Source organism: Solwaraspora sp. WMMD937 (assembly GCF_029581175.1).
GTDB lineage: Bacteria > Actinomycetota > Actinomycetes > Mycobacteriales > Micromonosporaceae > Micromonospora_E.
This window is the reverse complement of sequence record NZ_CP120738.1, coordinates 1884354-1906494: the sequence shown is the minus strand read 5'-3', so window position 1 is coordinate 1906494 and position 22141 is coordinate 1884354. Positions and strand designations below refer to the sequence as shown.

Annotated in this window: 18 protein-coding genes; 10 read left to right on the top strand and 8 right to left on the bottom strand. The window is 71.0% G+C overall.

The annotated features are described in order from the left end of the window. Positions 1-76: 76 nt before the first annotated feature. Positions 77-316: a hypothetical protein gene (locus tag O7621_RS08100; protein ID WP_282233448.1), complete on the bottom strand. Its 240-nt coding sequence runs from the start codon at positions 314-316 to the stop codon at positions 77-79. Positions 317-508: 192 nt separating this feature from the next. On the opposite strand from O7621_RS08100, the gene O7621_RS08095 reads away from it, so the two are divergent. Beyond that, positions 509-1273: a MerR family transcriptional regulator gene (locus O7621_RS08095; protein WP_282233447.1), complete on the top strand. Its 765-nt coding sequence runs from the start codon at positions 509-511 to the stop codon at positions 1271-1273. Then, positions 1270-1998, top strand: a complete 729-nt coding sequence (locus tag O7621_RS08090; RefSeq protein WP_282233446.1) for a hypothetical protein — start codon at positions 1270-1272, stop codon at positions 1996-1998. Before O7621_RS08095 ends, O7621_RS08090 begins: the two co-directional genes overlap by 4 nt. On the opposite strand, the gene O7621_RS08085 is transcribed toward O7621_RS08090, so the two are convergent. Continuing rightward, entirely contained in the window at positions 1928-2677 is a 750-nt protein-coding gene (locus O7621_RS08085) for an SDR family NAD(P)-dependent oxidoreductase (RefSeq protein ID WP_282233445.1), read from the bottom strand. The genes O7621_RS08090 and O7621_RS08085 overlap by 71 nt on opposite strands. 31 nt (positions 2678-2708) lie before the next feature. Between O7621_RS08085 and O7621_RS08080 the strand changes: the two genes are divergently transcribed. Continuing rightward, positions 2709-3323 carry a TetR/AcrR family transcriptional regulator gene (locus tag O7621_RS08080; protein WP_282233444.1) on the top strand — a complete coding sequence of 205 codons (615 nt, stop codon included), beginning with the start codon at positions 2709-2711 and terminating at the stop codon, positions 3321-3323. 27 nt (positions 3324-3350) lie between these two features. Here the strand turns inward: O7621_RS08080 and O7621_RS08075 are convergent, their stop codons facing one another. From O7621_RS08075 to O7621_RS08065, 3 genes are all read right to left on the bottom strand, one after another. After that, the gene (locus O7621_RS08075) at positions 3351-3605 is read right to left on the bottom strand and encodes a Smr/MutS family protein (protein ID WP_123606272.1); all 255 of its coding nucleotides are present in this window, start codon (positions 3603-3605) and stop codon (positions 3351-3353) included. After that, positions 3602-3973: a tetratricopeptide repeat protein gene (locus O7621_RS08070; RefSeq protein ID WP_123607363.1), complete on the bottom strand. Its 372-nt coding sequence runs from the start codon at positions 3971-3973 to the stop codon at positions 3602-3604. Before O7621_RS08070 ends, O7621_RS08075 begins: the two co-directional genes overlap by 4 nt. Before the next feature lie 186 nt (positions 3974-4159). After that, positions 4160-4912, bottom strand: coding sequence for an ROK family protein (locus tag O7621_RS08065; protein ID WP_282233443.1), 753 nt, complete (start codon positions 4910-4912; stop codon positions 4160-4162). A 39-nt stretch (positions 4913-4951) separates the two neighbouring features. Here O7621_RS08065 and O7621_RS08060 point away from each other — a divergent pair, with 39 nt between their 5' ends. After that, a complete protein-coding gene (locus tag O7621_RS08060) occupies positions 4952-6610 on the top strand; it encodes an ABC-F family ATP-binding cassette domain-containing protein (protein WP_282233442.1) in 1659 nt (552 codons plus the stop codon). A 113-nt stretch (positions 6611-6723) separates the two neighbouring features. Here the strand turns inward: O7621_RS08060 and nhaA are convergent, their stop codons facing one another. Together nhaA and O7621_RS08050 are read right to left on the bottom strand one after the other, a co-directional pair. Further along, on the bottom strand, positions 6724-8112 hold the full coding sequence (gene nhaA / locus O7621_RS08055; protein WP_281551965.1) for a Na+/H+ antiporter NhaA: 1389 nt from the start codon (positions 8110-8112) through the stop codon (positions 6724-6726). 99 nt (positions 8113-8211) lie between these two features. Beyond that, positions 8212-10143, bottom strand: a complete 1932-nt coding sequence (locus O7621_RS08050; RefSeq protein ID WP_282233441.1) for an asparagine synthase-related protein — start codon at positions 10141-10143, stop codon at positions 8212-8214. Between the two features lie 168 nt (positions 10144-10311). On the opposite strand from O7621_RS08050, the gene O7621_RS08045 reads away from it, so the two are divergent. Then, positions 10312-11664, top strand: coding sequence for an LCP family protein (locus O7621_RS08045; RefSeq protein ID WP_282233440.1), 1353 nt, complete (start codon positions 10312-10314; stop codon positions 11662-11664). Positions 11665-11693: 29 nt separating this feature from the next. Here O7621_RS08045 and O7621_RS08040 read toward each other — a convergent pair whose 3' ends face one another. Continuing rightward, complete coding sequence (locus tag O7621_RS08040; RefSeq protein ID WP_282233439.1) at positions 11694-12695, bottom strand: bile acid:sodium symporter family protein; 1002 nt, start codon at positions 12693-12695, stop codon at positions 11694-11696. A gap of 116 nt (positions 12696-12811) precedes the next feature. Between O7621_RS08040 and O7621_RS08035 the strand changes: the two genes are divergently transcribed. The 5 genes from O7621_RS08035 (at position 12812) to O7621_RS08015 (ending at position 22140) form a co-directional block, all read left to right on the top strand. Beyond that, a complete protein-coding gene (locus O7621_RS08035; protein WP_282233438.1) occupies positions 12812-13705 on the top strand; it encodes a LysR family transcriptional regulator in 894 nt (297 codons plus the stop codon). 261 nt (positions 13706-13966) lie between these two features. Further along, positions 13967-16162, top strand: a complete 2196-nt coding sequence (locus tag O7621_RS08030; protein WP_282233437.1) for a carbohydrate-binding module family 20 domain-containing protein — start codon at positions 13967-13969, stop codon at positions 16160-16162. 119 nt (positions 16163-16281) lie between these two features. Beyond that, positions 16282-17217, top strand: coding sequence for a glycosyltransferase family 2 protein (locus O7621_RS08025; RefSeq protein ID WP_282233436.1), 936 nt, complete (start codon positions 16282-16284; stop codon positions 17215-17217). Positions 17218-17398: 181 nt separating this feature from the next. Beyond that, complete coding sequence (locus tag O7621_RS08020; protein WP_282233435.1) at positions 17399-20674, top strand: methyltransferase domain-containing protein; 3276 nt, start codon at positions 17399-17401, stop codon at positions 20672-20674. Positions 20675-20787: 113 nt separating this feature from the next. Next, positions 20788-22140, top strand: a complete 1353-nt coding sequence (locus O7621_RS08015; protein ID WP_282233434.1) for a VWA domain-containing protein — start codon at positions 20788-20790, stop codon at positions 22138-22140. Position 22141 lies beyond the last annotated feature (1 nt).

Genomic DNA, 22141 nt, shown 5'->3' with positions numbered 1-22141 from the left:
TCCCCGGCCACCCCGAACGCCGCCCACACCACCGCCAGATGCTCCTCACAGAACCGGCACCCCGACCCTCTCGGAATCACGTTATGTGCACATCGAGGATGCTCAGCGTCATCGGCTTGTCCTGTGCAGACCCGGCCTGTCGTCGCGCCGGCAACGGCCGATCGAGGTGAGGCTGACGCACGTCAAAACGCGAAATAACGTGTGTCAACCTCACCTCGATGAGGGTGGAGGCGGTGGGCGTCGCCGCGACGATGGCGACATTTCGGGCGGCAAGTGCGGTGAGCAGGGCGACCGGGTCTTCGTCCTTGGCGAGCAAGCCGGTGGGGTCAGCTACGGCGGGACACTGTGATCATGTTGGTGTGATCGCCGTACGCCGTACCCGCCGTCATGGTCTGCGGCCGCCATAGCTGCTTTCCCCGACGTCTACCGGCGCTGACGCCACGGACGGCCACTCGCTGCGCCGCACGTTGCTTGACCTTGTCGTAGCGGCAACGTTTCTACTGGTGGCATGCGGATCGGCGAGCTCGCCGCGCTGGTCGGGGTCTCCACCCGGACCGTGCGCCACTACCACCATCTCGGGTTGCTGCCTGAGCCGGAGCGGCTGTCCAACGGCTACCGGGAGTACCGGCTACGGGATGCGGTCGCGCTGGCCCGGGTACGCCGGTTGACCGAGCTGGGGCTCTCGCTCGACGAGATCCGTGACGTGATCGCCGACGACCAGGGCCGGGAGCTACGCGAGGTGCTCACCGAGCTGGACGCCGACCTGGCCCGCCAGCAGGCGGCGATCGCCGAGCAACGGCGACGGCTCGCCGCGCTCCTGGCTGCAGGTGAGAACCTCGACGAGCTGGACGCCGATGCCACGGTCTCCGAGCCGATGGCGGCGGTGCTGCGGCAGCTGCCGACCGACGGCTCCGCGTTCGCCGCCCTGGACCGGGAGATGCTGGCGCTGCTGGACACCGGGGTCGGGCCGGAGCAGCGGGGTGAGTTCAGCGCGCTGTTCCAGCCGCTGACCGAGCCGGCGATGCTGGCCCGTACGCAGGAGTTCTACCGACGGCTCGACGAGATCGCCGACGCGGACCCGGCCGACGCGCGGGTGGCGTCGCTCGCCGCCGACCTGGAAGGCTTCCTGCCGGCCGAGATGACCGACGCGATCGCCACGAATGCCGGCGACGCGGACGGCGTCCAGTGGCTGACCGCGATCACCCGCGAGTTCTCCCCCGCCCAGGCCGAGGTGTTCCGGCTGCTGGTCGCCCGGTTACGAGGCCGACGATGACCGCGCGACGGCTCGGGGTGGTGCTGCGCCGGCTGGTCGGGTTCGAAGCCGCCGGCATGGTCAGCCTCTGGCTGTGGGTACGCCGTCGCCGCCACGGCGTACCGGAGTCGGCGACGGCGGTGCCCTACGCCGGGGCGGTGGCGTCGACGATGGTGATGTTCCTGGTGGTGTCGATCGTGGAGCTGGTCGCGGTGGAGATCCTGCTGCGGGCGATCGGTGCCCCGGACCCGCTACGGCACGCGATTCTGCTGATCGACGCGTACGGCGTACTGATCGCATTGGCCGTGATCGCCGCGACCGTGACCCGGCCGCATGTGATCGGGCCCGACGAGATCCGGGTCCGCAACGCCGCGTTCCTGGACGTACAGGTGCCCCGTCGGCTGGTCACCGAGGTCCGCCTGGTCCGCAACTACAACGAGCAGGGCACCATCCGGGTCGACGGTGACGTGCTCATCGTGTCGGCGATCGCGCAGACCAACCTGGTGGTCGAGCTGGCCGAGCCGCTGCGGGTGGTCCGCCCGTTGGGCAGGCTCGCACACGTACGGACGATCCGGTTCTTCGCCGACGATCCGGTTGCCGCGCTGTCGGCCTGGTCAACCCGGCAGGCCGCGAGCGGCCGGGATACGGCGACGCGGCCTGCGGCGGCGACGCCGGTCAGCCGAGCAGCTGCTCCGAGCGCTCCCACAGCCGGCGGGCGAGCTCAGGGTCGTACGCCTGGGAGTTGACGCGCTTGGCGGGCCGGCGCTTCTCGTAGTAGCGGCCGGGCTCCCAGTCGATGCCGGGCCGGCTGGCGGCAAGCCAGACCAGCTGGTCGGCACCCTTCTCCGGGGTGGTCAGCATGGCCCGGGTGACCGGGTTGGTGGTGATGAACCGCATCAGCCGGCTCGCCGACTGGGTGCCGAAGCTGGTCGCGACGTTGCCCGGGTGGAACGCGGCGGCGGCGATGCCGTCAGCGTGGTAGCGACGGTGCAGTTCCGTGGTGAACAGGATGTTCTCCAGTTTGGCGGCACTGTAGGCACGTACCGGGTCGAAGTTGCGGTCGAGGTTGAGGTCGTCGACGTCGAGCTTGCCGGCCAGCCGTGCGCCGACGCTCGACGTCTGGATCACGGTGGCCCGCGACGCGGTCAGCTTGTCGATGAGCAGCCGGGTCAGCAGGAACGGTGCCAGGTGGTTGATCTGGAAGGTCAGTTCGAAGCCGTCGGTCGTCCTGGTCGGGTCGCCGAAGACGCCACCGGCGTTGTTGGCGAGCACGTCGATCCGCGGGTACGCGGCGTCCAGCTCGGCGGCGAGCCGGCGCTGTGCAGCTGGCGGGCGGCCGCGGCACCGATGCCGTCGCTGGATCCGGTTATGACGATCACCTTGGTCATGACGACACTGTACGCCGAAACTGTCAGCTACTGGCAACTTCGACGGGCGGCGCTAGGCTGACCACATCATGACTGGAAAGCAACCGACCCTGCGCGAACGCACCCGCCGAGCCGTGCAGCGCGACATCGCCGACGCAGCCTTGCAGCTCTTCGTGTCCCGGGGCTACGACGCCACCACGATCGACGACATCGCGGCGGCCGTCGGCATGTCCCAACGCAGCGTCTTCCGCTACTTCCCGACGAAGGAGGACATCGTCGTCGGCAAGTTCGACCTCGGTGCCGACGACATGCTCGACAACCTGCGGGAGCGACCGGCCGACGAACCCGTCTGGACGTCGCTACGCCGGCTGTTCGACATCGTGGACGCCACAGCGGACACGTCAGGCCAGCAGCAGGTCAGCAAGCCCGTCCAGCGGGTGATCCTGGAGACGCCCGCGCTGCTCGCCGTCTACCTGCGCAAGCTGCAGAGCATGCAGCACGCCGTCGTCGCGGTGCTGCGGGAGCGGGCGGCGGCGGCCGGCGCCCCGTACGCCGCTGACGACCCGACGCCGGGAGCGCTCGCCGCCGCCGCCTTCGGTTGCCTGGTCGCGGCGCAGCACGCCTGGCTGGCGTCCACGACCGAACACTCACTCGCCGACTACGTCGACCGGGCGATGGCGGCCCTCAGCCCCCGATCCGGGTGACGCCTCACCGCCGGCGGGTACGCCGGGTCACTTCCAGCGGAAGTGGACGAACAGTCGGCCGAAGTTCTTCGAGTCCTTCTCCACCCGGTGGTAGAGCTGCTTGACGTCCTTCTGGTCGAGGAACCGCAGCACCCGCTTCTTCAGCTGGCCGGAGCCCTTGCCAGGGATGATCTCGACGAGGGTGGCCTTCTTGGCCACCGCCTCGTCGATGACACCCCGCAGCGCCCGGTCGATGTCCTGGCCACGGTTGTAGATGTCGTGCAGGTCCAGTTTGATCTTCACGACGCCCTTCCGTTGACCTTCGCCTCGACCCGGCGCAGCGCGGCCAGGTAGTCCGAATGCTCGGAGCGCATGGCGGCGGCGAGCCGCAGGTGCCGCAGCGCCTGCGACGGCCGACCGAGCCGTTCCAGGGTACGGCCCAGCACGTGATGGGCGTAGTGGTCACTCGGGTCGCGGTCGATCAGCTCGCGCAGCTGCTCCTCGGCCCGGCCGAGCTGCGCAGACTTGAAGTAGGAGCGGGCCAGCAGCTGGCGGACCGCCGAGTTGTCGGGCTCGGCGGCGATGATCGGCTCCAGCAGCCGGGCCGCCCCGGACGGGTCGCCGGACTCGAAGTACAGGTTCGCCCGGCGGTACTCCTCCAACAGATCCATGGCCGCCCCACCTTCCCGGTCGCGATCACCGACACCCTTGACGCTGGCACAACCACCGGCGGAATGCGACTGTTCCCGTACCGGACATCCGCCGGTCACCCAGCCAGCTTCGGGACGATCCGGCACAGACCAGTCAGGGTCGCGACCGGTCTCATGTGTCGGAACGGTCTCGCGGCCGGAGCGGTCTCAGGGGCGGATCAGCGTCCAGGCCCGTACGCCGCCGACGATGCCGGCCGTGTTCGGCACCACCACCACGTCGTCACCCATCCGGGCCACCTGCTCGGGACGGATCAGCCGCGAGTTGCCGCCGCCGAGGTAGAGCCGGTCCCAACAGAACACCGGTCGCAGACCGTCGACGGCGCCGCGTACCCGCCGGGACCAGAACGCGTCGCCGAGCCGGCGGCGTTCGTGCTCGCCGACGTAGGTGTCGTAGCTCTGCCCCCAGCGCACCGGCGCCTGGGACAGCTCCAGGTGCGGGGCGAGCCGGCCGCCGTCGAACAGCGCGCAGCCGAGCCCGGTGCCGAGGGTCAGGACCAGTTCGCAGCCGGCGCCGGCGACCACCCCGGCACCGTGCACCTCGGCGTCGTTGAGCACCAGCACCGGCAGGTCGAAGGCGGCGCCGAGCGCCGCACGGGCGTCGAAGCCGGACCATTCGGCGAACAGTCCCGGGTCGACCCTGGTCCGCGGACCGGCCTTCGTCACATAGTGCGGGGTGGCGACCACGACACCGTGCCGGATCATGCCGGGCATCCCGACGGTGACCCGGTCGGCCGCCGGCAGCTGGTCACTCAATCCGCGCAGGGTGTCGACGAACCGTTTCGGCGGCAGCGGGTACGGGGTCGGCACCCGCAGCGGCCGGGCCCGCATGGTGCCGGCCTCGTCGAGTACGGACGCCTTGATGCCGCCGCCGCCACAGTCGATCGCCAGCGTGGAAATCATCAGCACAGTGTGCCGGTCGGCGGCTACGATCGCCGGGCCATGAGCGCCACATTGATCGCCAGAGACCTGTCCGCCGGGCACGGTGACCGGCAGCTCTTCACCGGGCTGGACCTTGTCGTCGCGCCCGGCGACGTGATCGGGTTGGTCGGCGCGAACGGTGCCGGCAAGTCGACGCTCCTGCGGATCCTGGCCGGGGTGGCGGCACCCGAGTCGGGCGCGGTCACCCGCAACCCGCCGACCGCCACCGTCGGGCTGCTGCCGCAGGAGCCGCAGCGCCGGCCGGGTGAGGCGGTACGCGACTACCTGGCCCGCCGGACCGGGGTGGCGGCGGCGCAGCAGGCGATGGACGCCGCCGCCGAGGCGCTGGCCGCCGGGCAGCCCGGCGCCGACGACACCTATGCGGTGGCGCTGGAACGCTGGCTGGATCTCGGCGGCGCCGACCTGGCCGAACGCGCCGAGCAGGTGGTCGCGGACCTGGGTCTGACGGTGGCGTTGGATCAGCCGACGACGGCTCTCTCCGGCGGTCAGGCGGCCCGCGCCCAGCTCGCGTCGCTGCTGCTCAGCCGGTACGACGTGGTGCTGCTCGACGAGCCGACCAACGACCTGGACCTGGCCGGGCTGGCTCGGCTGGAGCAGTTCGTCACCGGGCTGCGCGCCGGAGCCGTACTGGTCTCGCACGACCGGGAGTTCCTGGCCCGTACGGTGAATCGGGTGGTCGAGCTGGATCTGGCCCAGCAGCAGGTCAACCACTACGGCGGCGGGTACGCCGGGTATCTGGCCGAGCGGGAGGTGGCCCGACGGCGCGCCCGGGAGGCGTACGAGGAGTACGCCGACACCCGGGCCGGGCTGCAGGCCCGCGCCCGCACTCAGCGGGCCTGGACGGACAAGGGCGTGCGCAACGCCCGGCGCAAGGCCAGCGACAGCGACAAGTTGACCACCAACGCCCGGACCGAGGCCGCGGAGAAGCAGGCGGCGAAGGCGCGGCAGACCGAGCGGATGATTGAGCGGCTGGAGGTCGTCGAGGAGCCGCGCAAGGAGTGGGAGCTGCGGATGGAGATCGCCGCCGCGCCCCGGGCCGGCGCGGTGGTCGCGGTGCTGCGCCGGGCGGTGGTACGCCGGGGCGGGTTCACTCTCGGCCCGGTGGATCTGCAGATCGACTGGGCGGACCGGGTGGCGATCACCGGGCCGAACGGGTCCGGCAAGTCGACGCTGCTCGGTGCGTTGCTGGGGCGGCTGTCACTGGATTCGGGCGAGTCGTGGCTCGGCCCCGGGGTGGTGGTCGGCGAGATCGACCAGGCCCGCCGGCTGTTCCTGCGCGACGAGCCGGTGCTGGACGCGTTCCGGGCGGCGGCCGACCTGGCCCCCGCCGAGGCCCGTACGGTGCTGGCGAAGTTCGGGCTGCGGGCCGACCATGTGCTGCGGCCGGCGGCCACCCTGTCGCCGGGCGAGCGGACCCGTACGGCGTTGGCGTTGCTGCAGGCGCGCGGGGTGAACCTGCTGGTCCTCGACGAGCCGACGAACCATCTGGATCTGCCGGCGATCGAGCAGTTGGAGTCGGCGCTGGCGTCGTTCACCGGCACGTTGCTGCTGGTCACGCACGACCGGCGGATGTTGGAGTCGGTGCGGCTGACCCGGCGGATCACGCTGGACGGCGACGGCCCCGCGTTCCGGTCGCTGCTGGACCTGTCCCTCGACTAGGGGCAGGACCAGGGGGTACGACCAGGTTGCGGGGCCGCCGCCGGTCGATCCGGGTCAGCGGCGGTCGCCGCCGGTCAATCCGGGTTAGCGGCGGTCGCCGCCGGCACTCCGGCTCAGCGTCGGTCGTCGTCCGGTGTCGGTTGCGGCAGTTGCTGGTAGATGTCCGGAATTCCGTCGCCGTCGCGGTCCTGCCGTTCCTGTTCGGAGATCCGCCGGTAGACCTTGTTTCGCCGGCTGAGAACGATGGCGGCGAGCAGCGCCGCGGTCAGCGAGCCGATCAGGACGGCCGCCTTGACGTGGGCGTCGCGGTCACTGCCGGCACCGAACGCCAACTCGCCGATCAGCAGCGAGACGGTGAACCCGATACCGGCCAGCAGGGAGACCCCGAGCAGGTCGACCCATTTCAGCCCGCCCAGGTCGGCGCGGGTGAAGCGGGTCATCAGCCCGGTGGCGCCCAGGATGCCGATCGTCTTGCCGAGGACCAGACCGGCGATCACGCCGATCGCCACCGGATCGGTCAGCACCGAGCCGATGCCGCCGTCACGCAGCGACACCCCGGCGGCGAAGAAGGCGAAGACCGGCACGGCGAAGCCGGCGGAGACCGGCCGCCACCGGTGTTCGAAGTGCTCGGCCATGCCGTGCTGCTCGCCCTTGCGGGGCAGCACCGGCACCATGAAGCCGAGCAGTACGCCGGCGATGGTGGCGTGTACGCCGGAGGCGTGCATCAGCGTCCAGGTGATGGCGGCCAGCGGGATCAGCGCCCACCACCAGGTCCTGCCGAACCGCAGCAGCAGCGCGAAGGCGAGCAGCGGTAGCAGGGAACCGGCCAGTGCCAGGAAGTTGACCTGTTCGGTGTAGAAGAACGCGATGATGGTGATCGCCAGCAGGTCGTCGACGACGGCCAGGGTGAGCAGGAAGGCGCGCAGGCCCTGCGGCAGGTGGGAGCCGATGACGGCGAGCACGGCGAGGGCGAACGCGATGTCGGTGGCGGTGGGGATCGCCCAGCCGCGCAGCGCACTGTCGCCGGTGTTGAGGTTGATCAGTACGTAGATGAGCGCCGGCATGGCCATGCCGCCGACCGCGGCGATCACCGGCAGCGCGGCCCGGCGTGGGCTGCGCAGTTCACCGGCGACGAATTCGCGTTTGAGTTCCAGACCGACCACGAAGAAGAAGATCGCCAGCAGGCCGTCCGCCGCCCAGTGCGCCAGGTCGACGTCCAGGTGCAGCGGTGCCCCGCCGGGCCAGGGCACGAACTGGCCCAGGTCCGTGTAGGCGTCACCCCACGGCGAGTTGGCCCAGATCAGCGCGATGACCGCGCCGAGCAGCAGCAGCCCGCCGCCGACGGTCTCGGTGCGGAGCACGTCGCCGATGAACTTGGCTTCCGCCCAGGAGGAGAGCTGGAACGGACGCCGGGACTCCGGCGGCCTGGTTGAGTCCGACTTTTTGCTCGATCCGGACTTGTCACCGGATCCGGAGGCCTTGGTGGGGGTCGGGTCGGTCATGTAGAAAACTCCACCTCCACGTACATGCAGCAGGTACAGCGACGCCGGTCCTGGTTGACCGGCGCGTCGATGATGATCACACTATCCGTTCCGGCACGGTTACCGAAGGTCTCCGGTTGGCGATGCCGCCGCCGGACAACCTCCGGCACCAGCTGTGCCGTACCCCGATTCTTCCAAGGTCATGTCGCGCTGACCAGCAAGTGCGGGGTCTCTCACCGACCCCGGCCGGTGCCGCAGCCAGAGTTCGAGTTGCAGCAACGTGTAGATCTCGCCGGCGTGGTCGAGCCCGGCCTGGTGCTCGTCGAGCAGCCGGCGGACCGCAGCCGGCTGGAACAGGCCACGGTCCTGGAAGGTCCGGTCGGTGAGCAGGTCCCCGGCGATTTCGCGCAGCTCGCCCCGCAGCCAGCTGGCCAGCGGTGGCCGGGCGTCCACCGGATCGGAGGTGACCACCCGGCCCGGCAACCAGCCGGCCGCCGCCCGCCGCGCCAGGTTCCGCCGCCGCCCCGGCACCTTCCACGATGCCGGCAGGCCGGCCACCCACTCGAGCAGCCGGTGGTCGAGTAACGGCGCCTGCAGCCGTAGTCCCGCGCCGGCCGACACGGTCGACCACCGGGCGAGTACGTCGCCGGGCAGGTATCCGAGCAGGTCCGCATCGGTCATCCGGGCCGCCTGGGAGTCCCCTGACGAGGCGAGGTAGGCCGCCTCGGCCAGCAGGCCGCTGTCCACGTCGGCGAGTTCGTCGCGCAGCCGCGCCGCGTAGAGGGCGTTCTTCTGCTCGGCGCTGCACTCAGCGACGATCCGCGCGTACCGGGTCGGCGGTGGGCAGCCGGCGACCTCGAGCAGCCGGCCGAGCCGACGCACCGGGGTTCCGGCCATGCTCCGCCGCACCAGCGCGGCCCCGGCCCGCTGCAACCCCGGCAGTCCGGCCGGCCGCTGCGGCCAGCCGTTGAGCCAGCCGAGCAGCAGGTGGTGCGGTGACCCGCCGTACAACAGGGCACCGCCTAGGCCGCAGAACGCCTCCGCCCGGCGCACCCCGGCGTACCTGGCGACCAGGTAGGCCGGGATCGCGGCCGGGCTGGCGAACGGTTCATCGAACAGGCCGGCGATCTGCTGCGGTACGGCCGGGTCGAGCCCGGTCACCCGATACTCCTGGTGCTCGGTGCCGAGCGCCCGGGCGACGGCTCGCGCCGCCGCCCGCTGGTCGAGCCGGGGTTCGCCGAACCCGACGGAGCAGGTGTGCGTCCTGACGCTGGTGCTGCGGGTCACGGCCGCCGCGACCAGCGTGGCGCTGATCCCGCCGGAGAGCAGCACCTGCGGTGGCCCGGTGGCCGGCAGCCGGGAGCGCACGGCGTCGACCAGCCGCCCGCGTAGCTGCTTGGCGGCCTGGTCGACACCGGGTGCCGACGGCCCGGCAGCGGTGTCGAGTGTCCAGTAGCGACGGGTGGTGACCCGCCCGTCCGCCCAGATCAGCGATGTGCCCGGGGGAAGCTTGCGGATGCCGGCGTAGATCGTCCAGGGCGCGGGGACGTACCGGTAGGTCAGGTAGTGGTGCAGTGCGACCGGGTCGAGCTCCTGGCTGGCATGCGGATCGGCCAGCAACGCCCGCAGCTGCGAGGCGAAGATCAACCGGCCGCCGCTGAGCCGCCAGTACAGCGTCCGCTCGCCGGTCCGGTCGGCCGCCAGCAGCAGTCGGTTCCGGTCGCGGTCCCAGACCGCGATCGCGAAGTCGCCGGTCAGCTGTGTGACGGCCGCCGTACCGTGCCGCCGGTACAGGTCGAGCAGGTCGGGTTGGGCAGTGCAGCTGACCGCGACCGCGTCCGCCGTGGCCGTGTAGTACGGCGACCGACCCGCGTAGCGCGGCGACCGGGCCACGGCCCGGTCCTCGTCGGACCAGCGGGCAACGATCGCCGCTCGGTCGTCCAGGTAACGGCTGGTCCGCTGGAGGTCGTGCGGGGTGCAGGCCAGGGCGAGTTGGTCGGCGCTCTGGCTGCGACCGCCGGCCTCACCGACAATACCGACTATTGCTGACATATTGTGACGCTAAACCGAGTTGGCTGTGCCGGGTGCCGAGTTGTCGATCCGGTTCACCCGACGACGCCGGCCAGCCCGAGTCTCGTCTTGATTTTAGCCGATTGGCGTTATAGATACGTAATGTCTGGTTAGCCTGGGTCTCTCAGCGATCGAGCCAGAGGTGATCACATGACCGGGCGACCTGACGATCAGGACAATCCGGCACCGGCCCGGGAGAACTGGGTTGATGCGCCCGCGCACGACCAGGGCCAGCACCGCCCCGCCACGGCGGACGACGACTGGGCCGAGTCACACCAGTGGACCATCGACCAGCAGCACGACCAATGGGCCACCACCGACCAGGCGTACGGCCAGTGGGCCACGACCGCGGACCAGCCGCAATGGACCGTCCAGCAGCAGTCGGCGGACCGGACGCAGTGGTCCGACCAGCCGGCGGCGGGTCCGGCGACCAGCCCGATGACGTTGACCCGATCGGGCGCCGGCATTGGCCAGCACCGGCGGCCACCGGCCCGGCACAACCGTCGCCGGCTGCGCCGCATCGCCCTGCTCGGCATCACCGGACTGGTGGTCGCCGCCCTCGCCGGGGTGGCCGGGGTGGCCGTCGTCAGTCACTACTACCTCGGCGAGATCAAGCGGATCCCCGACCCGTTCGCCACGATCCCGGCCGACCAGCGGCCGGCACCGACGCCGGAAGGGCTGACCGTGCTGCTCGCCGGCGTCGACAGCCTCGCCTCCAGCGCCACCGGCGCGGACTCCCCCACCGGACCGTACGGCCGGACCGACTCGCTGATGGTGGTCCGGATCACCGCCGACCGGGAGCGGGCGTACGTCGTCTCCATCCCCCGCGACTCGTGGGTGCCGGTCCCCGGGCACGGCAACCTCAAGATCAATTCCGCGTACGCGCTCGGTGGTGCCAGCCTCGCCGTGCAGACGGTCGAGAGCGTGACCGGGCTGCGCATCGACCACGTCGCCCTGATCGACCTCGTCGGGCTGCAGGACCTGACCGACGCGGTCGGCGGGGTGACCGTGGAGATCCCCGCCGGGACGCCCGGACCGAGCCTGCAATCCAACTGGCCCGCCGGACCGCAGCGGCTCAACGGCGAGCAGGCCGTCAAGTACGTACGCCAGCGCTACGGCCTGCCGGAGGGCGACTTCGACCGGATGCGCCGCCACCAGAACTACCTGCGCGCGCTGCTCGACGAGACCCTCGACCGGGACACCCTGACCAGCCCACGACAGCTCGGTGCGCTGCTCGACGCGATCACCGCGACCGTCACCGTCGACGACGGCCTGACCAACCACAAGCTCCGGCAGCTCACCTTCGACCTGCGCAAGATCCGCAACGACGTCCGGTTCGTCACCGCGCCGGTGGCGAACACCGGGTACGTCGGCGACCAGTGGGTGATGTGGCTGGACACCGATCGGGGCGTCGACTTCTGGACCGCGGTGCGCGACGGCACCTTGGAGCAGTACATCGAGCGGTACGGCGCCGAGCAGCTCGACTCGGTCGTCGTCCGCTGACCGGCCGACCCACCGTCGGCCGACCCCACCTACACCCGGGTCGTCTCGCCTGACGGACGGGCCGCTGGTGCCCGGTTCGACCACCACCGGGCCAGGGCCGCGCAGACGATCAACTGGATCTGGTGGAAGATCATCAGCGGCAGGACCAGCAGGCCGAGCAGCTGCGGGCTGAACAGCACGGCCGCCATCGGCAGCCCGGTGGCCAGGCTCTTCTTGGCACCGCAGAAGACCGTCGCAGCCCGGTCGGCGTGGTCGAAGCCGAGCAGCCGGGTGACGCCGAAGAGCAACCCCATCACCACCGCCAGCAGGGCGCCGACCGTGGCCCCGAGGACCAGTAGCTGGCTGACGGCGATCTGCTGCCAGATCCCGGCGACCACACCGGCGCTGAACGCGGTGTAGACCACCAGCAGGATCGAGCCCCGGTCGACCACCGAGGTCAGGCTCTTGTGTCGGCCGATCCAGTCAGCGGTCCACCGCCGGGACAGCTGACCCGCGACGAACGGTAGCAGCAGCTGCCCGACGATCGAGCCGATCGAACCTGCGGTCAGCCGCAGGTCACCGGTGTTCTGCATGAGCAGCACGGCGAGCAGTGGGGTGAGCGCGACCCCGGCGATGTTGGAGAACGACGCGCTGAACACGGCGGCCGGCACGTTGCCCCGGGCGATCGAGGTGAACGCGATCGACGACTGCACCGTCGAGGGGACCACGCAGAGGAAGAGGACCCCCTGGTAGAGCTCGGCCGGCAGCAGTTGCGGGCTGATCAGCGCAACGGCCAGACCGAGCAGCGGGAAGACCACGAAGGTGGTGCTCAGCACCACGGTGTGCAGGCGCCAGTGCCGGGCGCCGGCGAGCGCCGCCGCCGGGGCGATCCTGGCCCCGTGCAGGAAGAACAGCAGGGCGATGCCGACGCTGGCGACGACACCGGCGACCGAGGCGGCGGTGCCGCGCACCGGGAGCAGCGCGGCGAGCGCCACGACGGCGAACAGCATCGCGATGAACGGGTCGATGATCAGCCAGCGGGGCCAGCGCATCCGGGTGCTCCAGGTGGACAAGGGGGTTGGTCCACCCATTCTGAGCGGCTGGCCGATCAGCGGGAAAGCTGATCACCGCACTGACTGTCATCGCGCAACGCGATAGCATGCAGGTCGTGTACGAGCCTGTCCAGCTGCGCAGCTTCCTGGCGGTGAGCCAGTTGCTGAGCTTCACCCGGGCCGCCGAGCGGCTCGGTCTGCGGCAGTCCACGGTCAGCGCGCACGTGCGGCGGTTGGAGGAGGCGGCCGGGCGGCCGCTGCTGCTGCGCGACACGCACACCGTGCAGCTGACGGTGGACGGCGAAGCGATGGTCAGCTTCGCCCGGGACATTCTCGACGCGCACGACCGGGCCCGCCGGCATTTCAGCACCACGGTGGTACGCGGCAAGCTGCGCCTCGGCGTCTCCGAGGACCTGATCTCCAGCTATCTGCCGGACGTGCTGCAGACCTTCCGCCGCCGCAACCCGCTGGTCGACGTCGAGCTGACCGTGGCGCTGAGCGGCACGCTGCACCAGTTGCTGGACGCCCGGGCACTCGACCTGGTCTTCGCCAAGCGCCTGGCCGGTCAGTCCCGGGGTGCCCTGGTCTGGCGTGACCGACTGGTCTGGCTGGGCGCGGCGGACCAGCCGACACCGCCGTGGCGGACCGCCGGGGAACCGGTGCCGCTGGTGGTCTATCCGCCGCCGAGCATCTCCCGGGCGCAGGCGCTCGCCGCGCTCTCGTCGGCCGGTCAGCCGTGGCGGATCGCCTGCACCAGCGGGAGTCTCGGCGGTCTGGTGGCCGCCGCCCGCGCCGGCCTCGGCCTGCTGCCGCACTCGGCCCGGCTGGTGCCGGCCGGCCTGATCCCGGTGACCCCGGCCGATCTGCCGCCGCTGGGCGAGGTGGAGTTCATCCTGCTGTCCCGTCCGGACGCCGATCCGGCGGTGGTGGCGGCGGTCAGTGAGGCGGTGGGGGCCGCCGGTCGGCCGACCGGCGGTGGCCGGGAGCGGGCTCCGCGGACCGCAGGCTGACCCCAGCCCGGATCCCCAGAGCGACAGATCTTGCTGCAAGAGAATGTCGGTTCTTGCGGCCCTGTCGTCGGGCACAGCTCGGAGCACCCCAGCCTGGCGGCCGAAACAAGCTGTTCACAGCGAGACGTCTGATTGTTACCCTCACCACATGCCTGAAAGTGTTTGCGATCCTTGCAGATTCTTTCAGAACCCTGACCTATGCCTCCTCGCAGGCAAGCCATCACCAGCATTGGAGCGCTGATGTCCGTACCCGGATCGACCGTGTCCAGACCGATGGCCGCCGCCGTAGCGGCCGTCATCGGGATCCCGTTGGCCGTCACCCTGCCCGCGCCCGCCACCGCCACTACCCACGCAGCAGCCCTCGCCACAGACCCGGCAGCGGCCCCGGTCACGACCGCCGAGGCGACCGCCACCGCCGTCGGCAACGGCGACGCGATCGTGCACCTGTTCCAGTGGCGGTGGGACTCCATCGCCGAGGAGTGCGAGACAACACTCGGCCCGGACGGCTGGGGCGGGGTCCAGGTATCCCCTCCGCAGGAGCATGTGGTGCTGCCCAGCGCCGAAGGTGCCAGCTACCCCTGGTGGCAGGACTACCAGCCGGTCTCGTACCGGATCGACCAGACCCGGCGTGGCGGCCGGGCCGACTTCGTCGACATGGTCGAACGCTGCCGCGACCAGGGCGTGAAGATCTACGTCGACATGGTGCTCAACCACATGAGCGGCACCGGATCGGTCGGCAGCGGGCCGGGCAGCGCCGGCACCGTCTACAGCAAGTACGGCTACCCGGACCTGTTCGGCGACGGCTCCGGCGACAGCTACGGCTACGCCGACTTCGGCCCCTGCTACCGCACCATCAGCAACTGGGGCAGCAAGACCGAGGTACAGGACTGCGAACTGCTCGACCTGGCCGACCTCAACACCGCCGACCCGGAGGTACGCCGCAAGATCGCCAAGTACATGAACTCGGTGATCGCGCTCGGCGTCGCCGGGTTCCGGGTGGACGCCGCAAAACACGTCCAGGAAGCCCACCTGGCGGACATCATCTCCCGACTCGACGACGTGCCCGGCTTCGGCGGCCGACCCGACCTGTTCCACGAGGTGTACGGCGACGGCACCATCCCGTACACCGCGTACGCGCCGTACGGCAAGGTCACCAACTTCGACTACCAGCGGGCGGTCTCCGCGGCCTTTCGCGACGGCACCATCGCCCAGCTGGCCAGCATGCCGGACTACGGCGGGCTGACCGGCGACCAGGCCGTCGTCTTCATCGACAACCACGACACCCAGCGGGCCACCCCGACGCTCACCTACCAGGACGGCGACCGCTACTACCTGGCCGACGCGTTCATGCTCGCCCACCCGTACGGGACCCCCCAGTTGATGTCCAGCTATGCCTTCGGCCCGGTGGTCGCCCAGGGGCCGCCGAGCACCGGCGACGGCACCACGCTGCCGACCGACTGCGCCAGCGCAGAGTGGATCTGTGAGCACCGCGACGAGCAGGTCGCCGGGATGGTCGGCTTCCGCAACGCCACCGCCGGCGCCGGCATCAGCGCCGTGGTCACCGACGGCAACGGCCGGCTCGGCTTCGCCCGCGCCGACCGCGGGTACGCCGCGTTCAACGCGACCGGCAGCACCTGGAGCCGCAGCTTCACCACCAGCCTGCCGGACGGCTGGTACTGCAACGTGGCCCGGGGCACCTACCGGGCGGACAGTGGCACCTGCACCGGTGGCACGATCGCCGTCACCGACGGCGGCTTCCACGCCGACATCCCGGCGAACCGGGCGGTGGCACTGCACGTCGCGGCGCGGCTCGACTGCACCGACCCAGCCGGCTGCGGCCCGGTCGACCCGCCCCCGGGCGACGGCACCCCGGTAACGGTGACCGTGCAGACCACGCCCGGCCAGCAGGTACGGGTGGTCGGCTCGCTGCCTGAACTCGGCTCCTGGGACCCTGCCGACGCGGCACCGCTGGGCACCGACGCGGCCAGCTACCCGACCTGGACCGGCTCCGTCGACGTCCCGGACGGTACGGCGTTCGAGTGGAAACTGGTCAAGGTGGCGTCGAACGGCGCGGTCGAGTGGGAAGCTGGCGCCAACCGCAGCGGCGTCGGCGGCACCCCGCTCATCGCCACCTGGGGCCAGCCCGGCTCCGGCGGAGAGCAGCCGGGCACCGTCGCGGTCACCTTCGACGTCACCGCGACCACCTGGTACGGCCAGGACGTCCTGGTCGTCGGCTCGGTCCCGGCGCTGGGCTCGTGGGACCCGACCCGGGCGGTCGCCCTCGCTGCGGACGACTACCCGGTCTGGTCGGGCAGCGTCACGCTGCCGGCCGGCGAGTCCTTCGAGTACAAGTACGTCAAGCGCGCACCGGACGGCACCGTCGACTGGGAGTCGGGCGGCAACCGCAGTGCCACCCCGGCCGGCGACGCGACGACCCTCACCGACACCTGGCGATGACCAATCGGTGTACGGCGGACCGGCTCCGCGCGGTCCGCCGTACGCCCGGTGGCCGAGCTGATAGCCTCGGCCCAGGTGGACGGACCGGCTGCGGACGCCTGCCGTTCGGGAGGTCACCGGTGCGAATCGGGCCGCGGGTAGCAACCGTCGTAGTCAACTACCGGCACTACGACGACACTGTCCGTTGCCTCACCTCGCTGCAGGCCAGTGACACCGCCGACCAGCGGGTGATCGTCGTCGACAACACCGAACGGGAGCACCACGGGCCCAATCTCACCGACCTGCTGGATCCGGCCGTGGAGGTCGTCTCGGCCGGCGACAACGTCGGCTTCGCCGCCGGCTGCAACATCGGGATCCGGGCCGCTCTGACGTCGTCCGCCGAGTTCGTCTGGCTGCTCAACCCGGATGCGGTCGTCAGCGCGGAGACGTTGACCCGCCTGCTGCGCACCGCCGAGGAGCATCCGGACGCAGGGATCGTCGGCAGCCGTATCCTCGACGGCGGGCACCCGGCCCGCATCCTGTTCAACGGCGGCGTGATCAAGGGCCACGGGTCCACGTACCACGCCGACGCCGGGGTGTTCGATCCGTCCGTGCCGGACGGAGCGGTGCGCGACGTCGACTACGTCACCGGCGCGTGTTTCCTGATCCGCCGGGAGACGTTACGCCAGATCGGCCTGCTCTCCGAGGACTACTTCCTCTACTACGAGGAGACCGACTACTGTTTGCGTGCCCAGCAGGCCGGCTGGCGCACCGTCCTCGCGCCCTACTCCCGGGTGTGGCACTACAAACGGTCGGCCGGCAGGTACCCGCCGCCGTACTACGTCTACTACATGTGCCGGAACCGGTTGCACTTCAGCAAGCGGTTCTTCACCGCCCCGCTGAGCGAAATCGAGTCGGAGCTCGAGGCGTTCGTCACCTGTTGGCTCCGGCAGGTCGCCACCCATGCCCCGCAGTTGCGCGGCGGCTACGAAAAGCTCGTCGAACTGGCTCTCGCCGACGGCCGGGACGGTCGACTCGGCCGCCGCGACGACATCGACGCACTCGTCTCGGGCTAGCCGCAGACGGGCGGTTCGCTAACCGGGTCGGGTCGGCCCGGTAACCGGACTTGACATGGTTGCTGTCGCTTCGCCGCCAGTCACCCCGTTGATCCAGTAAAGTTGCTGTTCAGCCACCCCCTGCGCCCCCACTACGCACCGCCCGGCCGACGAGGCCCACGGCGCACCCGCGGAGGCGGACGTGAGCAGATACTCCTACAGCTTCGAGCCGGAGGACACCAACAACACCGCCGCCGCCGTCTACCGGCTGGCGGCGAGCGGTGGCCCCCGGGTGCTCGATCTGGGCTCGGGGCCGGGCGTCGTCTCCAGCATGCTCGCCACCGTCGCGGGGCGCACCGTCACCTGCGCCGACGTCGACGCCGAAGCGCTCGCCGAGGCCCGGGCCGGCGGCGTACAGGAGACAGTGGTCGTCGACCTGCGGGAACCGGACTGGCCCGGTGCGCTGGCCGGCCGCGAGTACGACGTGGTGATCCTCGCCGACGTGCTGGAGCATCTGATCGAACCGGGTTCCGTCCTGCGCGCACTGCGGGACGACAAGATCCTCGCGCCGGACGGTCTGCTGGTCGTCAGCTTCCCGAACATGGCGCACGAGTCGATCATCATCGAGTTGATGACGGGCAACTTCGAGTACACCAGGACGGGCCTGCTGGACTCGACCCACCTGCGCTTCTTCACCCGGACCAGCATGCAGACGCTGCTGGAGTCGAACGGGTTCCTGGTCAGCGCGACACACCGGACGATCCGGTCCGCCGAGCAGACTCCGCACCGCGCCCGCGCCTTCGAGATCAGCGCCGAGCTGCGCCGGGTGGTGGCCCAGCTCGGTGCGGAGGCCGAGACCTACCAGTACGTCGTGGAGTGCCGGCCGTCCACCGAAGCGGTCCGGATCAGCCTGGCCGAGCAGCGGCTCACCGCCGAGCATTCGGCCCACCTCGACGCGCTGGCCGTCAACGAGCGGCTGACCGCGCAACTCGACGACCTCCAGCACCGGCACCGGCAACTGGACGAGCAGTTCCGCCTCGCCCAGGACCTGGTCGGCCAGGAACGACTCGACGCGCTGCAGGCCCGCGAGACGCTGCGCCGGGCCGAGCAGGAACGGACGCAGTTCCAGGCAAAGTTGAAGGACTCGCAGCAGAAGGTCAAGGAACTGCAGGAGACGGCCACCAGGCTGCAGACCCGGATCAACAAGATGACCAACAGCAACACGTACCGGGCCGGAAAGATGGTCCGGTACGTGTTCCGGCCGAACGAGGGCCTGCGGGCCGTCAAACGCCGACGGAGCCGGTCGACCAACCGACGCGCCACGACCGGCACCGGTGCCGGTGCCGACGGCTCGGAGGGCCGCAGGGCGCCGGCCACCAACGTGCCGGCCCAGTTCCACGGGCTGACCGCTGATCCGGTGCTGTGCGACGCCTACCGGCGGGCCTGCGCGCAGGACCGGTTTCACCGCTCGGACGCGGTGCGGGTGGCGTTCTGCGTCTCCACCGTCGACCTGGACGCCGGCCGTGGCGACCTCTACGTCGCCGTCGGGATCGGCCGCTACCTGCAGCGGCACGGCTACGAGGTCGCGTACCTGCCGGCAGAGCGCTGGGCGGAGCTGCCACCGGAGACCGACGTGGCGCTCGCCATGATCCCGACGTTCGACCCGCTGACCGTGCCGGGCCGCTGCCGGATCGTCGCCTGGGTCCGCAACGAGACCGACCGCTGGCGGGAACATCCGCACCTCGCCCTGTTCGACACGGTGGTCGCCTCCTCGTCCGCCTCGGTCAGCCGGCTGCGCGAGCACTACGACGGGCCGGTCGGGTTGCTGCCGCTCGGGGTGGACACCGAGCTGTTCACCCTGCCCGGTGCCGACCAGGTCCGCGGTGGCGCGGTGACGACGGTCAACTCGTGGGGCCGGGAGCGGCACCTGTACCAGTGCCTGCGCGGGGTGGACATCACCTTCCCGTTCGTCGTCTTCGGCGAGCAGCGCGGGCTGAACTCGTACTTCTCCCGGTACGCCGGCGGCCCGACCAGCTATTTCAACCTGCCGGGCCTGTACCGGCGGGCGCTGCTGGTGCTCGACGACCTCAACCACACCACCCGGCCGTACGGCAACGTCAACTCCCGGCTGCTGGAGAGCCTGGCGGCGGGCGCGCTGCCCCTGACGAACTGCCGGATCGGGCTCGCCGAACTCGGGCTGGCGGAGCTGCCCACGTACAGCGACGCGGCCAGCCTCGGCGACCTGATCGCCCGGCTGACCGGCGACCCGGCCGGCACCGTCGCGCTGGCCGGCCAGCTGTCCGCGGTGGTACGCGAACGGCACTCGTTCGCCCGCCGGGCGGCGGACCTGCACGCGGTGATCGACGGACTGGACCCGCAGCCACGCCGGGCCAACAGCCGGTTCGTCGGCACGTACCCCTACTACGTGGACAATCCCTACCAGCAGCTGCTGATGTCGGGGCTACGCGACGTCGGGGTGCGCTGGTTCCCGGTCGCCGACGCCGTCCGAGGCTCCACCGCCCCGCACCTGGCCGCCGGTCGGCTGGACAACTACGTCCTGCACGTGCACTGGACCGACCCGATCGTGCACCCGGCCACCGACGCCCAGCAGGCGGCGACGCGGCTGGCCGAGTTCCAGAACCGGATCGCCGACCTACGGCGTCGGGGCGGCCGGCTGATCTGGACCATCCACAACGTCTTCCCGCACGAGTGGAAGTACCCGGAGGTGGAGAAGGAACTGGCCCGGTACCTCGCCGCCGAGGCCGATGTCGTGCACCTGCTCTGCCCGGAGACGGTGGCGGCGACCGCGCCGCACTATCCGCTGCCGCCGGAGAAGGTCCGGATCGTCCGGCACAGCAGCTACCTCGGGGTGTACCCCGACTCGGTCAGCCGGCTCGCGGCCCGTCGTCGGTTCGGGTATGCCGCAGACGACCACGTTTTGCTGTTCTTCGGTGGGATCCGGCCGTACAAGGGGGTCAGCGAACTGCTCGACGCGTTCAACGCAGCCGGTGCGCAGGATCCCCGGCTGCGGCTGATCGTCGCGGGGGCGCCGAAGCGGCTCGACCCGCGCGACGGGCTGGCCGAACGCTGCGAAGGTGACCCCCGGATCACCACGATGTTCGATCCGGTCCCGCACGACGAGGTCCAGTTCTACTTCAAGGCCGCGGACACGGTGGTGCTGCCGTACCGCACGGTGCTCAACTCGGGCAGCTTCCATCTGGCGGTCTCGTTCGGCCGCCCGGTGGTGGCGCCACGGCTGGGCGCGTTGACCGCACTGCTCGATCCGGCGTACACCATCGGCTTCGATCCGGCGGCCCGCGACGGGCTGACCGACGCCCTGCTGGCCTCGACCAAGCTGCGCGGCAGACACGTCGAACTGGCGGCCCGGGCCGCCGCCCGCAGCTACCAGTTCGGCGACATGGCCCGCGACTACGCCAAGATGGTCACTGAACTGTTCGAGACCCCACACCCCGACTGAGCCGGTACGCGCGACGACCACCCGGTCGCACCCTCATGGCCGCTGCCCGGTCCTGCAACGGGTCGCGCCCTGCCACTGTGGATAGCACATCGGATGATCACTAGGATCGCCCGGTGATCATCCGACGTACCGCCCAGGCTGTCCTGATCGGACTACTGGGCGTCATCATCCTGCCCGGAACCCCGCCCGCCGGTGCCGACGAAACCACCGAGAACCTGCGGATGCAGCTGGTCCTGGACGTCAGCGGCTCGATGCGGGAGCCCGACATGAACGGCCAGACCCGGATGGCCGTCGCCCAACACGCGTTCAACGAGGTCGTCGACGCCGTGCCGGCCGGCACCGACCTGGGCATCCGGGTCCTCGGTGCCACCTACCCCGGCGACGACAAGGCACTCGGCTGCCAGGACACCCAGCAGATCGTGCGGGTCGGGCCGGTCGACCGTGATCAGGCGAAGGCCGCGATCGCCAGCCTGCGGCCCACCGGCTTCACCCCGATCGGGCTGGCGCTGCGGGAGGCGGCCAAGGATCTCGGCTCTGGTGAGACCGCCCGCCGCATCGTCCTGATCACCGACGGTGAGGACACCTGCGCCCCACCCGACCCGTGTGACGTCGCCCGGGAACTCGCCGCCCAGGGCACCCGGCTGATCGTCGACACGCTCGGCCTCACCCTCGACGACAAGGTCCGCCAGCAGCTGGTCTGCATCGCCGGGGCCACCGGCGGCACATACACCACCGCGCAGAGCGCCGACCAGCTCGCCGACCGGATCAACCAGCTGGTCGACCGGGCCCAGGACACCTACACCCAGACCCCGGAGCTGGTCACCGGCAGCACCGACTGCACCGCGGCACCACTGCTCGCGGCCGGCGTCTACACCGACCGGGAACGCTTCGAGGAGCACCGCTGGTACCGCGTACCGATCCGAGCGGACCAGGAGCTGCGCGCCTCGGTGAGCATCGCGCTGGACCGACCGGTGAACCGGGACTACGGGATCCTGCTCCGCGCGGTCCATCCCAACGGCCGTGAACTGGTCCGGGGTACCGACGCCGGCAGCGGCCGGACCGACGTACTGTCCACCGGCCTGCGCTGGTCCGCCGGCCCGGAAGACGACCAGGCCGACGACACCGACCAGGCCAACACCGACCGAGCCGACGACACCGACGGAACTGCCGACCTGGCCGGTACGCCGTCCGCCGCCGCGCCGACGGCCGCCGGCGTGGAGCCACCGCCCGCCGAGGTCTGCCTGGTGGTCAGCAACTCGTTCGCCGCCGCCGGCGGGGCCGGGGACGCCCCGGGCATGCCGATCGAGCTCACCGTCGATCTGGTCGCCGCCTCCCCCACCCCGGACAGCCCGGGTCTCGGCCGTGGCTGGCTGCTGCTGGTCGTGCTGAGCCTCGCCGGGCTGGTCACCGGAGTCCTCGCCGGCTGGCTGACCCGCTGGTGGACCACTGTCTGGAAGGAGAGCTGAG

What these genes read in the sequence shown, in the direction of transcription:
- O7621_RS08095 (WP_282233447.1), top strand. Translation starts at nt 509, where the DNA reads ATGCGGATCGGCGAGCTCGCCGCGCTGGTCGGGGTCTCCACCCGGACC.
- O7621_RS08090 (WP_282233446.1), top strand. Translation starts at nt 1,270, where the DNA reads ATGACCGCGCGACGGCTCGGGGTGGTGCTGCGCCGGCTGGTCGGGTTC.
- O7621_RS08080 (WP_282233444.1), top strand. Translation starts at nt 2,709, where the DNA reads ATGACTGGAAAGCAACCGACCCTGCGCGAACGCACCCGCCGAGCCGTG.
- O7621_RS08070 (WP_123607363.1), bottom strand. Translation starts at nt 3,973, where the DNA reads ATGGATCTGTTGGAGGAGTACCGCCGGGCGAACCTGTACTTCGAGTCC.
- O7621_RS08065 (WP_282233443.1), bottom strand. Translation starts at nt 4,912, where the DNA reads ATGATTTCCACGCTGGCGATCGACTGTGGCGGCGGCGGCATCAAGGCG.
- O7621_RS08060 (WP_282233442.1), top strand. Translation starts at nt 4,952, where the DNA reads ATGAGCGCCACATTGATCGCCAGAGACCTGTCCGCCGGGCACGGTGAC.
- nhaA (WP_281551965.1), bottom strand. Translation starts at nt 8,112, where the DNA reads ATGACCGACCCGACCCCCACCAAGGCCTCCGGATCCGGTGACAAGTCC.
- O7621_RS08050 (WP_282233441.1), bottom strand. Translation starts at nt 10,143, where the DNA reads ATGTCAGCAATAGTCGGTATTGTCGGTGAGGCCGGCGGTCGCAGCCAG.
- O7621_RS08045 (WP_282233440.1), top strand. Translation starts at nt 10,312, where the DNA reads ATGACCGGGCGACCTGACGATCAGGACAATCCGGCACCGGCCCGGGAG.
- O7621_RS08040 (WP_282233439.1), bottom strand. Translation starts at nt 12,695, where the DNA reads ATGCGCTGGCCCCGCTGGCTGATCATCGACCCGTTCATCGCGATGCTG.